This window comes from Parapedobacter brassicae, assembly GCF_051400755.1.
GTDB lineage: Bacteria > Bacteroidota > Bacteroidia > Sphingobacteriales > Sphingobacteriaceae > Parapedobacter.
The window spans coordinates 772795-786693 of the sequence record NZ_JBLFFL010000001.1 but is presented as its reverse complement, the minus strand read 5'-3'; the positions used below and the strand labels follow the sequence as shown (position 1 = coordinate 786693).

Genomic DNA, 13899 nt, shown 5'->3' with positions numbered 1-13899 from the left:
ACCATGGCAGGAAGTAAAGTTTCGCGTAGGGAGCGTATCAAAAAGGGGATCAGAAAGCATGTTGCTGGATCTCAGGAACGCCCACGCTTATCCGTATACAGGAGTAATAAAGCAATATATGCGCAGGTGATTGATGACCAAGCGGGCGTAACCCTGGTCTCGGCATCGTCCTTGGCTAAGGATTTCGCTGCATCAGGCAATAAAGTAGACCAGTCTAAGGCTGTGGGTAAACTGATTGCGGAGAAGGCATTGGCAGCGGGAATTAGTAAAGTAGTTTTTGACCGTAATGGGTATCTATACCACGGCCGGGTAAAATCACTCGCCGAAGGTGCCCGGGAAGCCGGTTTGGATTTTTAATCATCGAGAACATGTCATTAAGCAATATAAAAAGAGTAAAGTCGAGCGAAATCGAATTGAAGGATCGCTTGGTCAGTATCCAGCGTGTAGCCAAAGTAACCAAGGGCGGCCGTACATTCAGCTTTTCTGCCATCGTGGTAGTGGGCGATGAGAATGGCGTAGTGGGTTATGGATTGGGCAAAGCCAAGGAGGTAACCGAGGCCATCACGAAGGGAATCGATGACGCGAAGAAAAACTTGATTAAAGTGCCAATCATCAAAGGCACAGTACCTCACGAACAATATGGCAAGTATTCAGGCGGTAATGTGCTGATCAAACCCGCCGTACACGGTACGGGCGTATTGGCCGGCGGTGCCATGCGTGCGGTATTGGAAAGCGCTGGCGTCACCGATGTATTGGCCAAATCATTGGGCTCATCCAACCCGCACAACGTAGTGAAGGCAACCATCGATGCCTTGTTGAAAATGCGCGATGCTTATACCGTGGCCCAACAGCGTGGTGTGGATTTGAATAAGGTATTTAACGGATAACTATCATGACAAAGATCAGAATCACCCAAATAAAGAGCATCATCGATAGGAGTGAGCGCCAAAAGCGTACGATTAAAGCATTGGGTCTTGGCAAGATCAACCACACAGTGGAAGTGGAAGCCACGCCTTCTATCATCGGTATGGTGCGCAAGGTTAATCACCTTGTGGCAATAGAGCAAGTATAACATACGTTTAATCGCTGTGCCTGTATAGTGAAAGCGAAGGTGCAGCATAATATGAATTTGAGAGATGAATTTAAGTAATCTAAAACCAGCAGCAGGATCAGTAAAGAGCGGGAAACGCATAGGCCGTGGTACCGGTTCGGGACGCGGAGGCACGTCAACCCGGGGACACAAGGGGGCTCAATCGCGTTCAGGCCATAGTTCGAAAGTCGGCTTTGAAGGCGGACAGATGCCTTTGCAGCGGCGTGTGCCAAAATCTGGTTTCAAAAACCTCAATCGGGTGGAATATGTAGGGATCAACCTGGATGTTCTGCAAGGACTGGCAGATAAATTCAAGTTGTCTGTTATTGACTTTGATGCATTGAAGTCACACGGGTTGGTTTCGAAAAAAAGCGACTTGGTGAAGATTTTGGGCAGAGGGGAATTGACCTTGAAGATCGAGGTAAAAGCACATGCGTTTTCAGCCACGGCACAACAAGCGATTGAAGCTGCAGGAGGCTCGATCGTAAAACTTTAATACATGAAGAAGCTAATTACAACCTTAACCAATATCTGGAAGATCGATGATCTAAGAACGCGTATTTTGAATACGCTTCTCTTTTTATTGATCTACCGTATTGGATGCCATATTGTGCTTCCGGGGGTCAATCCGGCCGCGCTTCAGACTGAAGCCAAGGAAGGGCTGCTTGGATTGCTGGATATGTTTGCCGGAGGGTCATTTTCCCGTTCGGCAATATTCGCATTAGGGGTAATGCCCTATATCTCGGCATCTATCGTGGTGCAGCTATTGGGGATAGCAGTGCCTTATTTCCAGAAAATGCAGAAAGAGGGCGAAAGCGGGCGCAAAAAGATGGGCCAGATCACGCGTTACCTCACGCTGGGCATCACCTTGGTGCAATCTGTTGCCTACGTTCGTACGCAAATAGATGGGGGTGCGAAAATGATTGCGGATCCCATGTTTACGATATTGGCGGCGTTTGTACTGACGGCGGGGACATTGTTTGTCATGTGGTTGGGCGAGAAGATTACCGATAAGGGGATCGGCAACGGTATTTCGTTGATCATCATGGTCGGTATCATTGCTCAATTGCCGAGTGGGATTACCGCCGAGTGGTTCTCTCGCATGAGTACGGGCGGCGGCGGCCCAATTCCGCTGTTGCTGGAATTTATTGCGTTGTTTTTTGTGGTCATCTTCACGATACTCATTGTACAGGGTGTCCGCAAAATACCGGTACAATATGCGAAGAAGATCGTAGGGAACAAGCAGTATGGCGGTGTGCGGCAGTATATTCCCCTGAAAGTAAATGCGGCAGGGGTGATGCCCATCATCTTCGCGCAGGCCATTATGTTTGTGCCGATGAGCCTTAGCCAGTTTTTCCCTGATCTGCAGTCTCCGTTTTTGACATCGCTGAGCAACTATACGTCAGTGGCGTATAACGTGACGTTTTCCATATTGATCATTGCGTTTACGTTTTTCTATACGGCGATCATGGTCAATCCACAGCAGATGTCTGAGGATATGAAGAAAAACGGCGGGTTTATCCCCGGCATTAAACCCGGACAAGCGACTAATTTTTATATCGACAGCGTGATATCCAAGATTACACTGCCAGGAGCGGTTTTCTTGGCCATTATTGCCATCATGCCCGCCATTGCCAGCCTTTTCGGAGTGAATAATCAGTTTGCGCATTTCTATGGCGGTACGTCGTTGCTTATTTTAGTTGGGGTGGTGTTGGATACTTTGCAGCAAATCGAAAGCCATCTGCTGATGCGTCATTATGACGGGTTGATGAAGACTGGACGGATAAAGGGGCGTACCCCCGTGAGTTCAGGACCTACTCAATCAGTCATATAACCTTTAGCATGTCTAAAGTCTATTACAAGTCTGCCGAGGATATCGAGCAACTGCGAAAGTCAGCCAATGTACTTTCGCGGTTGCTGGGTGAAATAGCCAAGGAAATTAAGCCGGGTGTCACGACATTGTCATTAGACAAGCTGGCTTATGCATATATACAGGACCACGGCGGTCGGCCGGCCTTCTTGAACTATAACGGTTTCCCTAATTCCCTGTGCATTTCGGTAAACGATCAGGTGGTTCACGGTATACCCAGTGCCTATGAGCTGAAGGATGGAGACATCGTCTCCGTTGACGGCGGAGTAGAACTGGACGGCTTTATCAGTGATTCGGCCTATACATTTGAGGTGGGAGAGGTGGGCGATGATGTCCGGCAGCTCCTGCGGGTGACATTGGAGTCGCTGGAGCTCGCTACGAGGCAAGCCGTAGCCGGCAAACGAGTCGGAGATATCGCCTTTACGGTGCAGGAACACGTAAGCCAATACGGCTATGGTATTGTAAGGGAGTTGGTGGGCCACGGAGTAGGCTATAAGCTTCATGAGAAACCCGAGGTACCCAACTATGGGAAACGGGGCACGGGAGTCAAACTGGAGGAAGGGCTGGTCATCTGCATAGAGCCCATGATTAACATGGGGAAGGCAGGGGTGAAGTTTTGGGACGACGGGTGGACGGTAAGCGCCGTAGACGGCAAACCATCAGCCCATTACGAGCATATGGTAGCCATCCGGAAGGGGACGCCAGATATACTGACGACGTTTGACTATATTGATGAAGTTTTGAATAAAAAGGGTTGACAAACAATTTTTTTTGCTTATCTTTGCATCCCTGTTTGTATTGGGGTATAATTAGATAATAATCAAGACTATATGGCTAAACAAGCCTCAATTGAGCAAGACGGAGTCATTAAAGAAGCACTTTCCAACGCCATGTTTCGTGTGGAGCTGGAGAATGGGCATGAGATCATCGCCCATATTTCGGGGAAAATGCGGATGCATTACATTAAGATTTTACCTGGAGACCGGGTAAAACTGGAGATGTCGCCATACGATTTGACAAAAGGAAGAATAACGTATCGATATAAGTGATAAGTTAAAAGTAAAAACAAAAAAGCAGAGTCCTGATAATATAAAGATCATGAAAGTCAGAGCATCCATCAAGAAGCGTAGCGCGGATTGCAAGATTATCCGTCGCAAAGGCAAAGTATTTGTAATCAATAAGAAGAACCCGAAGTTTAAGCAACGTCAGGGATAACATCGTAAATAATTAATATGGCAAGGATTGCAGGTATAGATTTACCGAAAAACAAAAGAGGAGAGATTGGCCTCACCTACATCTATGGAATTGGCCGGTCTACTGCCCAACGTATTTTGAATAAGGCCGGTATCGACTACAACGTGAAGGTACAGGATTGGGATGACGAGCAGTTGTCGGCCATCCGGAACGTCATCAACGAGGAGATCAAAGTAGAAGGTGCACTCCGTTCGGAAGTTCAATTGAATATTAAACGTTTGATGGATATCGGTTGCTACCGCGGCCTTCGCCACCGCAAGCACCTGCCTGTCCGCGGTCAACGCACGAAGAACAATTCGCGCACACGGAAAGGCAAGCGCAAGACTGTTGCAAATAAGAAAAAAGCTACTAAATAATAATTGAGAAGAGACAATGGCTAAGAGTAAAAAAGTAAGCAAGAAGCGTATCGTTGCCATCGAGCCTGTTGGCCAGGCGCATATCAACGCTACCTTTAATAACATCATCGTTACGCTTACCAACAATCAGGGACAGACCATCTCGTGGTCAAGTGCCGGCAAAATGGGCTTCAAGGGATCTAAGAAAAACACCCCTTATGCGGCTTCTCAAGCGGCTGGTGACTGCGGCAAAGTGGCTCACGATTTGGGATTGCGCAAAGTGGAGGTTTTCGTAAAAGGCCCTGGTGCCGGACGCGAGTCGGCCATCCGGACCTTGCAAAATTCGGGTATTGAAGTAATGGCTATCAAAGACATTACGCCGCTGCCCCACAATGGATGCCGCCCCCCCAAACGTAGAAGAGTATAATAACAATTTTTTAAAGCTAAGATTCTTCAGCTATAGGCTGAACGATACTTTAAAACCAACAATTATATGGCGAGATATACAGGACCGAAGTCCAAAATTGCCCGGAAATTTAGAGAACCTATTTTCGGGCCCGACAAAGCGCTGGAGCGCAAAAATTACCCTCCCGGACAGCACGGGGTTTCAAAGCGTAGAGGCAAACAATCGGAATATGCCGTGCAGTTGCTGGAGAAACAGAAAGCCAAATATACCTATGGTGTTTTGGAACGGCAATTTGCCAACCTGTTTGCAAAGGCCTCGTCGAAACACGGTATCACCGGTGAGGTATTCCTGAAATTGCTGGAAGCCCGTTTGGACAATACAGTTTATCGCTTAGGCATTGCGCCCACACGTTCAGCTGCTCGTCAGTTGGTGAGCCATAAACATATCACCGTAAACGGCGAATTGGTGAACATCCCCTCATACAGCCTCCGTCCCGGTGACGTGGTGGCGGTCCGTGAGCGCTCAAAATCGCTTGAAGCGATTGCCAGCACAGTGGCTGGCCACAAGATCAACAAATTCAGTTGGTTGGAGTGGAACGCAAACGAGCTGACGGGTAAATTCCTCAATTATCCGGAACGCACCGAGATTCCTGAGAATATCAAAGAAAACTTAATTGTCGAGTTGTACTCCAAATAAGTAATGAGCGGAGAAAGCATGGGCTGTTTGTTAGTCTATGCTATTTCTGCTGTATAGCAATTATTGTAAACAAACATTAAGAATAAGTTAAATGGCAATCTTAGCATTTCAACGACCTGATAAAGTTATCATGCAGAAATCCACGGATTTCGATGGCACGTTTGAATTTCGTCCATTGGAGCCAGGTTTCGGTGTGACCATTGGTAATGCTTTACGCCGTATTCTACTGTCCTCTTTAGAAGGATATGCAATCACATCGGTTCGTTTCTCAGGTGTATCACACGAATTTTCTACCATCAAAGGTGTCGTGGAAGATGTTACCGAGATTATCCTGAACCTGAAACAGGTGCGTTTCAAGAAGACAGGAGAAATGGGTGATTCTGAGAAGATCTTCATGGTGGTCAATGGACAAGATCAACTGACTGCTGGAGACATCACCAATTTTTCTACCAATTTTACCGTGCTGAACCCAGACCTGGTCATCTGTAATATGGAAAGCTCGGTGACGCTGGAGGTGGAAATCACTGTCAATAAAGGAAGGGGATACGTGAATGCGGAGGAAAACAAGGTAACGGACGGTCCGGTGGGCGTGATTGCTGTGGACTCGATTTTTACGCCGATCAAGAACGTAAAGTATACTATCGAGAACTACCGCGTCGAGCAGAAGACCGACTATGAAAAGTTGTTGTTGGATATCTCGACCGACGGCTCTATCCATCCTGAAGATGCGCTCAAGGAAGCCGCCAAGATTTTGATTCAGCATTTTATGCTCTTCTCTGATGAAAATATGCTGCTCGAATCGCAAGCCAAGGAAGAGACGAAGGTGGTAGATGAGGAGATCCTGCACATGCGCAAGATCCTGAAGACCGAATTGGTCGATTTGGATTTGTCGGTACGTGCACTTAACTGCCTGAAAGCAGCTGACATCCGCACGCTTGCTGAGTTGGTGACGTATGATGTGGCCGACATGCTGAAATTCAGGAACTTCGGCAAGAAATCCCTGAGTGAAATTCAGGAACTGGTAAAGTCGAAAGGTTTGTCGTTTGGAATGAACTTGTCAAAATACAAACTGGACGAAGAATAAGTAGTAAATAAATAGCGACCTGTTGCATAATTCCTCTTGGCAAAGGAAAAAGTAAAAATAAAAAGTAAAAATTAACAGCCGTCATGCTTTTGGTTTTTAACTTTTGACTTCGAAAGAACGGTATGCACAAATTTTAAAATCAAAATGAGACACGGAAAAAAATTCAACCACTTAGGCCGCACAGCAAGTCATCGTAAAGCGATGTTGTCTAACATGGCCACTTCGCTGATCAAGCACAAGCGCATTACCACTACCCTGGCCAAAGCCAAAGCATTGCGCCAATATGTAGAACCATTGATTACCAAATCCAAGAGTGATACCACGCATTCACGCCGTACGGTATTCAGCTACTTGCAAGACAAGGATGCTGTGACGATACTGTTCCGTGAAATCTCGGAGAAAGTGGCTAGCCGTCCGGGTGGTTACACACGCATCATTAAGTTGGAAAACCGGATGGGTGACAACGCCGAAATGGCATTCATCGAGTTAGTGGATTATAATGAGGTGTACCAAAAGAATGGTGCGACGACAGAACGCAAGTCTACACGACGACGCGGAGGCAAGAAGAAAGCCGGTGCGACAGGCGCTGCCCCTGCTGAGGTAGCTACGGAGAACACGACCGAAGAGGAAGTGGTAACCGAGCCAGCAGCCGAAGAGTCACCTGAAACGCCGGAAGCCACGGTTGCTGAAGCAACTGGAGCCGAAGACGACACCACAGAAACGGAAGAAACGCCAAAGGAAGGGAAGAAGAAAGACTAAGCGATTGGTTTGGTGAATGAGTTAAACCCGTTTTTGAAAAAAAAGCGGGTTTTTTTATTGGGACGTTTTTCATCATTATTATTTGATCAGTTAGTTGCATTTGACAAACTCTTTTTAATTTTGACAACACATGAACTTATTTGACGTATACCCCATTAATCCCATTGCCATCGCCAGCGCCAAAGGCAGTATCGTATGGGACGCGCAGGGAAATGAATACCTTGATTTATACGGCGGTCATGCCGTTATTTCCATCGGCCACACGCATCCCCATTACGTAAAACGGATCACCGAGCAATTGAATAAAATTGGTTTTTATTCCAACTCGGTGGAAATGCCCTTGCAACGACAATTGGGCGCACTGTTGGGCGATGTATCCGGAAAGAAGGATTATCAGTTGTTTCTGTGTAACTCGGGGGCAGAAGCCAATGAAAACGCACTGAAACTAGCTTCCTTCCATAACGGACGGAAAAAGGTTATTGCGTTTAAAGGCGCTTTCCATGGGCGTACATCATTGGCGGTGGCGGCCACCGATAATCCCAAGATCGTCGCACCGGTGAACGAGACGGATAACGTTACCTTTTTACCATTCAACGACATAGAAGCCTTAGAAAATGCATTCGCATCCTATGGAGAATTAATTTCGTCGGTCATTATCGAAGGTATACAGGGGGTCGGGGGCATTCAGGTGGCCTCGGGCGACTTCCTGCGGAAAATCCGTACGCTGACGGAGCAGTACGGTGCGGTGTTCATCGCCGACTCCGTACAATGCGGATACGGCCGAACGGGTAAGTTCTATTCGCATGATCATGCTGAAGTGGAGGCTGATATTTATAGCATGGCCAAAGGGATGGGCAATGGTTTTCCCATTGGGGCCATCGCGATATCGCCAAAGATTAAGCCTTGGTTTGGCATGCTGGGCACCACTTTTGGCGGCAACCACTTGGCCTGCGCCGCGGCGTTGGCGGTATTGGAAGTGATGCAGGAAGAAACACTGATGCGTAATGCGGCCGAAGTGGGCCATTACCTCACGGAGGAGCTTGGCAAATTTGATATGATCCGGGAGGTCCGTGGGCGGGGGTTAATGATTGGCATCGATTTGCCGGAGCGGTTCGCCTCGGTCAAGCGAGATTTGTTGGCCAAAAACCGTATCTTCACAGGCGAGGCCAAACCAAACGTCATCCGATTGCTTCCAGCGTTGAGCTTGACGAAGGCACATGCCGACCGGTTTTTGGAGGCATTGGACGAACGGTTGAAAGGCGTGTACCTCAGTAGATAAAATATAGTCCTATGAAGCAATTTTTTTCGGTCGCGGACGTAGCGAACCTGTCCGGTATCGTAGATGAGGCCTTGATGCTGAAGCGTAATCCTTTTGGCTACGAACAGTTGGGCCAACGAAAGACGCTGGGCCTGGTATTTCTCAACCCGAGCCTGCGCACACGCCTGAGCACACAAAAGGCAGCGTTGAATCTGGGAATGGAGGTGATGGTGATGAACATGGATAAGGATGGCTGGGCGCTGGAGACGAGGGACGGCGTAGCGATGGATGGTAACACGGTAGAGCATATCCGCGAAGCCGCAGCCGTGATGGGACAGTATTGCGACATCTTAGGTATACGGTCGTTTCCGAGGTTGCAGGATCGTGAGGAGGATTATAGCGAGGAGCTATTCAAGAAATTTATCCGCTTTTGCGGGGTACCTGTGATAAGTCTCGAAAGCGCTACCCGCCATCCGCTGCAAAGCCTTACGGACCTGATTACGATCAAGGAACAATGGAAGGGTACAGCACGCCCCAAGGTGGTACTGGCATGGGCACCCCATGTAAAGGCCTTGCCACAGGCGGTGCCCAATTCGTTTGCCGAATGGATGTGCCGGGCACAGGCGGAGGGCATGGTTGATTTCACGATTGCACATCCGGCGGGATATACGCTTGCTGAAAGTTTCACTCCAGGGGCGTCGATAACCCACACGCTGGACGCGGCCTTGGAGGGAGCGGACTTTGTATATGTGAAGAACTGGTCTTCGTATGAGGACTATGGGAAAATTCATGCGGTTGAAGGGCAGTGGATGCTTGACAATAACAAACTTGCACTGACGAGCAACGCCAAAGTGATGCATTGTTTGCCCGTACGCCGCGATGTTGAGCTGGCGAGCGAAGTGCTGGATGGTCCTCAATCCCTAGTGATCCAAGAGGCGGGTAATCGGGTCTGGGCAGCGCAGGCGGTGCTGAAACGTTTGTTAGAAGAATCGGTCAGTAAGATATAATTATGGGAACGTCACGTTTATGGGTGATTAAAATCGGTGGTAATATTATCGACCATTCCGAAGGACTAAGTCGTTTTCTTGAGCGTTTTACCACCCTAAGGGGAAATAAAGTGCTCGTACACGGTGGCGGTAAGATCGCTACGCGGATCGCGGGCGACCTTGGCGTTGAGGCGAAGCTGGTGGAGGGTCGCCGCATCACCGACGAAGCAATGTTGCGTGTGGTGACCATGGTATATGCGGGCTTGACCAATAAGCAGATCGTGGCTACGCTGCAGGCGCAGAAGTGCAATGCAATCGGACTCAGCGGAGCTGACGGGAATACGATCAAGGCCGTGAAGCGACCGGTGAGTGACATCGACTATGGGTTTGTAGGGGATATCCTGCCGGGATCGGTGGACGCCGATGCCATAGCGACATTAGTGGACGCCGGCTTTACACCGATTTTTTCGGCCATTACCCATGATGGGCATGGACAACTGCTGAATACCAACGCCGATACGATCGCTTCGGCATTGGCTGTGGCCCTATCCGGACGGTACGATACTTCGTTGGTATATTGTTTTGAAAAGCGGGGCGTATTGCGTGATGTCAACGATGATGACTCGGCCATTGCGGAGATCCGCGCCGGAGAATTTGAGCAACTGAAAGCCGATGGGATCGTAGCGGATGGCATGGTGCCTAAGCTGCATAATGCATTTGACGCCATCGCTAAGGGAGTCAGCGAGGTATGCATAGGTCACGCTGATGATCTTCATTTGTTGCGCGAACGGCAGTTCGGCACCCGATTGATACGGTGATTAGACTTACGATTTACAATTTTAGTATTACGACAGCATTTTTAAACCATATATAATGAGTAAGATTACCATCATCGGAAGCGGCAACATTGGTCTCTCATTGGCCAGGGGATTGGTAAACAAGGCGTATTGCCGGGCCGAAGACATCACCCTGACGCGGCGCAGCCTGAAATCGCTCAGCGAAGAGGCTGCCAAAGGGTTCAACGTGAGCGACAACAATAAGGTGGCCATCTACGACGCCAGCGTTATCGTATTGGCGGTACTGCCGCAGCAACTGAAAAAGGTACTGGAAGAAATTGCCCCCGCGGTGTCACCGGAAAGGCAAACCGTGGTATCGGTGGTGTCGGGTGTTACCTGTGCCAATGTGCGCGACAAGCTGGGCAATAATGTACAAGTCATCCGCGCAATGCCCAATACAGCCATCGCGATCGGGCAGTCGATGACCTGTATCGCATCTGACAATGCATCTGACGACCAATTGGAGCGGGTGACGAAGATGTTCGAAACGGTAGGTGCCGTAGTCACCATCAATGAGGACCTCATGACTTCGGCAACCGCGCTCTGTGCCTGTGGGATTGCCTTTTTCCTCCGCAGCATCCGCGCCGCTTCTCAGGGGGGTGTTGAGATCGGCTTTCATGCCCATGATGCACTGAAAATGGCGGTACAGACGGCCAAAGGCGCGGCCGACCTGCTGCTGCAGACCCAAAGCCATCCTGAAAGCGAAATCGATAAGGTTACTTCTCCCAAGGGATGTACTATTGCCGGACTGAATGAAATGGAACATCATGGATTTAGCTCAGCGTTTATCAAGGGTATCAAACTGTCTGCGCTGAAAGCAGGAGGACTGTATAATGATTGATAAGCTGATCCAAGATAGCACATCTTTGTTGCGTGACCTGATCCGGATCCCTTCTTTCAGTAAAGAAGAGAACCTAACCGGAGATGTCATCGAACGATTTCTGCAGCAGCGGGGCGTACGCACGCACCGCAAGATGAACAATGTATGGGCATACAATAAATTTTTCGATCCAACGAAACCCACCGTCTTGCTCAATTCGCATCACGACACGGTGAAGCCTAATACAGGGTATACGCGTAACCCGTTTTCGCCGGATATCGAAGACGGTAAGTTATATGGATTGGGCAGCAACGACGCTGGCGGATGTTTGGTGTCTTTAATAGCGACGTTTCTGCACTTTTACGCGCAGGAAGGACTTCGGTATAATTTCTGTATTGCCACTACCGCGGAAGAGGAAATCTCCGGGGTCAACGGACTAGAGTTGGTTATTCCGGATTTGGGTCCGTTGGATTTCGCGATCGTGGGCGAGCCTACGCTCATGCAATTGGCCGTGGCCGAACGGGGCTTGATGGTGTTGGATTGTGTTGCACACGGCAAAGCGGGACATGCAGCGCGGGAAGAGGGGGATAATGCCATCTATAAGGCCCTCAAGGATATCGAATGGTTTGTTGGCTACCGTTTCGCCAAGGAGTCCGAAGCATTTGGCCCGATCAAGATGAGTGTGACCGTTATCCACGCGGGGTCGCAGCATAATGTGGTGCCCGCCACCTGTGAGTTTGTCGTGGATGTGCGGGTAACCGATGCCTACCGTAATGAGGAGGTGCTCGAAATCATCCGCCAGCATGTGAGCTGTGAAGTCAAACCCCGCTCGGTAAGGCTTAAGCCTTCATCTATTCCCAAAGACCATCCCATCGTGAGGGCGGGTTTGGCACTTGGGCGAACCACGTATGGTTCTCCGACTACCAGTGATCAAGCGCTGCTCGATATTCCATCACTCAAACTCGGTCCGGGTGACTCGGCCCGCTCGCATATGGCAGACGAATACATTGATGTGGATGAAATAGGTGAAGGGATCCGGTTGTATATCGCGATACTTGACCGGGTGGTGAAGGGTTAGTGAACTCGAGACGGCATAGGTTGTAACTTTTTTCTACGGCGAGCATCCAAGAGAAAAAAAGGACAATTATGCTTATTACAACAACACCCCAGGTAGAGGGGCAACGAATCGTGAAGTATATTGGCTTAGTGAGCGGTGAGACCATTATTGGGGCCAATTTTTTCAGAGACATTTTTGCGGGCCTACGTGATATTGTAGGAGGCCGGTCAGGATCTTACGAGAAAGTATTACGGGAAGCCAAGGAGACGGCTGTTTACGAGATGCAGCAATATGCCGCGTCTTTGGGTGCCAACGCAGTGGTTGGCGTAGACCTCGACTACGAAACCGTAGGCAGTGGCGGCAGTATGCTGATGGTCACCGCCAGCGGCACGGCGGTGGTGCTCGAATAAACGTAGGGCAAAAAAAGGAGCTTATTTACAGCTCCTCCAGTTTCTCTGCGGTTACTTCCGCTTTGATCTTTGCTTCCAATTCATCCATCAGGTCCGGATTGTCAAGCAGCAGCGTCCTCACCGCATCGCGCCCCTGGCCGAGCTTGGTGTCACCGTAGCTGAACCACGAACCGGATTTTTTGATGATGTTGAAATCGACGCCCAAGTCGATGATTTCTCCGGATTTGGATATGCCCTCGCCGAATAGGATGTCGAATTCGGCAATACGGAAAGGAGGAGCGACCTTGTTTTTCACGATCTTTACCTTCACGCGATTACCTGACACCTCATCTGCGTCCTTGATCTGCGCCATGCGGCGGATATCAAGCCGTACCGAAGCATAGAATTTGAGGGCGTTGCCGCCGGTGGTTGTCTCGGGGTTGCCGAACATCACGCCGATCTTTTCACGCAGCTGGTTGATGAAGATGCAGCAGCAGTTGGTCTTGGAGATGGTGCCCGTGAGCTTGCGCAGCGCTTGGGACATCAAGCGGGCTTGAAGACCCATTTTTGAATCACCCATTTCGCCTTCGATTTCTCCCTTGGGTACCAAAGCGGCTACGGAGTCAATGACGATGACGTCAATGGCACCGGACCGGATGAGGTTGTCGGCGATTTCGAGCGCCTGTTCACCGTTGTCCGGTTGGGATATCAACAGGTTTTCGATATCTACGCCGAGCTTTTTAGCATAGTACTTGTCAAATGCATGCTCGGCGTCGATGATGGCCGCAATACCGCCTTTCTTCTGCGCCTCTGCGATGATATGGGTGGCCAATGTTGTTTTACCGGAAGACTCGGGGCCATAGATCTCGATTACCCGGCCCTTTGGCACGCCACCGATGCCCAATGCAATATCCAATCCGATGGAACCCGTTGAAATAGCATCAATAGGCTCCACTGCCGAATCACCTAATTTCATGACGGCACCTTTGCCGTAAGATTTTTCCAGTTTATCTAACGTCAGCTGTAAGGCCTTTAGTTTGTCTTGATTGCTCATTGATT

General features: G+C 49.2%; 20 protein-coding genes. 19 read left to right on the top strand and 1 reads right to left on the bottom strand.

The genetic code is table 11. The features are described 5' to 3' along the window. Positions 1 to 3: 3 nt before the first annotated feature. From rplR to ACMGDE_RS03135, 19 genes are all read left to right on the top strand, one after another. Complete coding sequence (gene rplR / locus ACMGDE_RS03225) at positions 4 to 357, top strand: 50S ribosomal protein L18 (RefSeq protein WP_436831317.1); 354 nt, start codon at positions 4 to 6, stop codon at positions 355 to 357. Positions 358 to 368: 11 nt separating this feature from the next. Beyond that, on the top strand, positions 369 to 887 hold the full coding sequence (gene rpsE / locus ACMGDE_RS03220; RefSeq protein ID WP_188751169.1) for a 30S ribosomal protein S5: 519 nt from the start codon (positions 369 to 371) through the stop codon (positions 885 to 887). A 5-nt stretch (positions 888 to 892) separates the two neighbouring features. Continuing rightward, positions 893 to 1072 (top strand): 50S ribosomal protein L30, encoded by a 180-nt coding sequence (rpmD, locus tag ACMGDE_RS03215; RefSeq protein ID WP_436831316.1) that lies wholly within the window; start codon positions 893 to 895, stop codon positions 1070 to 1072. Between the two features lie 64 nt (positions 1073 to 1136). Continuing rightward, positions 1137 to 1586, top strand: coding sequence for a 50S ribosomal protein L15 (gene rplO / locus ACMGDE_RS03210; RefSeq protein ID WP_436831315.1), 450 nt, complete (start codon positions 1137 to 1139; stop codon positions 1584 to 1586). Positions 1587 to 1589: 3 nt separating this feature from the next. Beyond that, on the top strand, positions 1590 to 2924 hold the full coding sequence (gene secY, locus ACMGDE_RS03205; RefSeq protein WP_436831314.1) for a preprotein translocase subunit SecY: 1335 nt from the start codon (positions 1590 to 1592) through the stop codon (positions 2922 to 2924). Positions 2925 to 2932: 8 nt separating this feature from the next. Continuing rightward, positions 2933 to 3718, top strand: a complete 786-nt coding sequence (gene map, locus ACMGDE_RS03200) for a type I methionyl aminopeptidase (protein WP_436831313.1) — start codon at positions 2933 to 2935, stop codon at positions 3716 to 3718. A gap of 72 nt (positions 3719 to 3790) precedes the next feature. Continuing rightward, a complete protein-coding gene (infA, locus tag ACMGDE_RS03195) occupies positions 3791 to 4009 on the top strand; it encodes a translation initiation factor IF-1 (RefSeq protein ID WP_013665023.1) in 219 nt (72 codons plus the stop codon). A gap of 49 nt (positions 4010 to 4058) precedes the next feature. Next, complete coding sequence (ykgO, locus tag ACMGDE_RS03190) at positions 4059 to 4175, top strand: type B 50S ribosomal protein L36 (RefSeq protein WP_013665024.1); 117 nt, start codon at positions 4059 to 4061, stop codon at positions 4173 to 4175. Positions 4176 to 4192: 17 nt separating this feature from the next. After that, positions 4193 to 4570, top strand: a complete 378-nt coding sequence (rpsM, locus tag ACMGDE_RS03185) for a 30S ribosomal protein S13 (RefSeq protein WP_436831312.1) — start codon at positions 4193 to 4195, stop codon at positions 4568 to 4570. 16 nt (positions 4571 to 4586) lie between these two features. Continuing rightward, positions 4587 to 4976 carry a 30S ribosomal protein S11 gene (gene rpsK, locus ACMGDE_RS03180; protein ID WP_436831311.1) on the top strand — a complete coding sequence of 130 codons (390 nt, stop codon included), beginning with the start codon at positions 4587 to 4589 and terminating at the stop codon, positions 4974 to 4976. A gap of 66 nt (positions 4977 to 5042) precedes the next feature. Further along, entirely contained in the window at positions 5043 to 5651 is a 609-nt protein-coding gene (gene rpsD, locus ACMGDE_RS03175) for a 30S ribosomal protein S4 (RefSeq protein ID WP_436831310.1), read from the top strand. Positions 5652 to 5742: 91 nt separating this feature from the next. Continuing rightward, on the top strand, positions 5743 to 6735 hold the full coding sequence (locus ACMGDE_RS03170; protein WP_436831309.1) for a DNA-directed RNA polymerase subunit alpha: 993 nt from the start codon (positions 5743 to 5745) through the stop codon (positions 6733 to 6735). A 144-nt stretch (positions 6736 to 6879) separates the two neighbouring features. Beyond that, positions 6880 to 7494: a 50S ribosomal protein L17 gene (rplQ, locus tag ACMGDE_RS03165; RefSeq protein ID WP_436831308.1), complete on the top strand. Its 615-nt coding sequence runs from the start codon at positions 6880 to 6882 to the stop codon at positions 7492 to 7494. A 130-nt stretch (positions 7495 to 7624) separates the two neighbouring features. Next, a complete protein-coding gene (locus ACMGDE_RS03160; protein ID WP_436831307.1) occupies positions 7625 to 8773 on the top strand; it encodes an aspartate aminotransferase family protein in 1149 nt (382 codons plus the stop codon). A gap of 11 nt (positions 8774 to 8784) precedes the next feature. Continuing rightward, positions 8785 to 9759 carry a Rossmann-fold NAD(P)-binding domain-containing protein gene (locus ACMGDE_RS03155; RefSeq protein ID WP_436831306.1) on the top strand — a complete coding sequence of 325 codons (975 nt, stop codon included), beginning with the start codon at positions 8785 to 8787 and terminating at the stop codon, positions 9757 to 9759. A 2-nt stretch (positions 9760 to 9761) separates the two neighbouring features. Further along, positions 9762 to 10556 (top strand): acetylglutamate kinase, encoded by a 795-nt coding sequence (gene argB, locus ACMGDE_RS03150; RefSeq protein WP_436831305.1) that lies wholly within the window; start codon positions 9762 to 9764, stop codon positions 10554 to 10556. 55 nt (positions 10557 to 10611) lie between these two features. Further along, complete coding sequence (gene proC, locus ACMGDE_RS03145) at positions 10612 to 11415, top strand: pyrroline-5-carboxylate reductase (protein WP_436831304.1); 804 nt, start codon at positions 10612 to 10614, stop codon at positions 11413 to 11415. Continuing rightward, on the top strand, positions 11408 to 12472 hold the full coding sequence (locus ACMGDE_RS03140; RefSeq protein ID WP_436831303.1) for a M20 family metallo-hydrolase: 1065 nt from the start codon (positions 11408 to 11410) through the stop codon (positions 12470 to 12472). Before proC ends, ACMGDE_RS03140 begins: the two co-directional genes overlap by 8 nt. A gap of 68 nt (positions 12473 to 12540) precedes the next feature. Continuing rightward, a complete protein-coding gene (locus tag ACMGDE_RS03135) occupies positions 12541 to 12861 on the top strand; it encodes a heavy metal-binding domain-containing protein (protein ID WP_436831302.1) in 321 nt (106 codons plus the stop codon). A 25-nt stretch (positions 12862 to 12886) separates the two neighbouring features. Here the strand turns inward: ACMGDE_RS03135 and recA are convergent, their stop codons facing one another. Further along, on the bottom strand, positions 12887 to 13894 hold the full coding sequence (recA, locus tag ACMGDE_RS03130) for a recombinase RecA (RefSeq protein WP_436831301.1): 1008 nt from the start codon (positions 13892 to 13894) through the stop codon (positions 12887 to 12889). Positions 13895 to 13899: the final 5 nt, after the last annotated feature.

Bases quoted from the DNA above. Each gene is read 5' to 3' on its own strand.
- rpsK (WP_436831311.1), top strand. From the start codon at position 4,587: ATGGCTAAGAGTAAAAAAGTAAGCAAGAAGCGTATCGTTGCCATCGAG.
- recA (WP_436831301.1), bottom strand. From the start codon at position 13,894: ATGAGCAATCAAGACAAACTAAAGGCCTTACAGCTGACGTTAGATAAA.
- argB (WP_436831305.1), top strand. From the start codon at position 9,762: ATGGGAACGTCACGTTTATGGGTGATTAAAATCGGTGGTAATATTATC.
- ACMGDE_RS03160 (WP_436831307.1), top strand. From the start codon at position 7,625: ATGAACTTATTTGACGTATACCCCATTAATCCCATTGCCATCGCCAGC.
- ACMGDE_RS03140 (WP_436831303.1), top strand. From the start codon at position 11,408: ATGATTGATAAGCTGATCCAAGATAGCACATCTTTGTTGCGTGACCTG.
- rpsM (WP_436831312.1), top strand. From the start codon at position 4,193: ATGGCAAGGATTGCAGGTATAGATTTACCGAAAAACAAAAGAGGAGAG.
- ACMGDE_RS03135 (WP_436831302.1), top strand. From the start codon at position 12,541: ATGCTTATTACAACAACACCCCAGGTAGAGGGGCAACGAATCGTGAAG.
- rpsE (WP_188751169.1), top strand. From the start codon at position 369: ATGTCATTAAGCAATATAAAAAGAGTAAAGTCGAGCGAAATCGAATTG.
- ykgO (WP_013665024.1), top strand. From the start codon at position 4,059: ATGAAAGTCAGAGCATCCATCAAGAAGCGTAGCGCGGATTGCAAGATT.
- secY (WP_436831314.1), top strand. From the start codon at position 1,590: ATGAAGAAGCTAATTACAACCTTAACCAATATCTGGAAGATCGATGAT.
- proC (WP_436831304.1), top strand. From the start codon at position 10,612: ATGAGTAAGATTACCATCATCGGAAGCGGCAACATTGGTCTCTCATTG.
- map (WP_436831313.1), top strand. From the start codon at position 2,933: ATGTCTAAAGTCTATTACAAGTCTGCCGAGGATATCGAGCAACTGCGA.
- ACMGDE_RS03170 (WP_436831309.1), top strand. From the start codon at position 5,743: ATGGCAATCTTAGCATTTCAACGACCTGATAAAGTTATCATGCAGAAA.
- rplR (WP_436831317.1), top strand. From the start codon at position 4: ATGGCAGGAAGTAAAGTTTCGCGTAGGGAGCGTATCAAAAAGGGGATC.
- rpsD (WP_436831310.1), top strand. From the start codon at position 5,043: ATGGCGAGATATACAGGACCGAAGTCCAAAATTGCCCGGAAATTTAGA.
- ACMGDE_RS03155 (WP_436831306.1), top strand. From the start codon at position 8,785: ATGAAGCAATTTTTTTCGGTCGCGGACGTAGCGAACCTGTCCGGTATC.
- infA (WP_013665023.1), top strand. From the start codon at position 3,791: ATGGCTAAACAAGCCTCAATTGAGCAAGACGGAGTCATTAAAGAAGCA.
- rplO (WP_436831315.1), top strand. From the start codon at position 1,137: ATGAATTTAAGTAATCTAAAACCAGCAGCAGGATCAGTAAAGAGCGGG.
- rplQ (WP_436831308.1), top strand. From the start codon at position 6,880: ATGAGACACGGAAAAAAATTCAACCACTTAGGCCGCACAGCAAGTCAT.
- rpmD (WP_436831316.1), top strand. From the start codon at position 893: ATGACAAAGATCAGAATCACCCAAATAAAGAGCATCATCGATAGGAGT.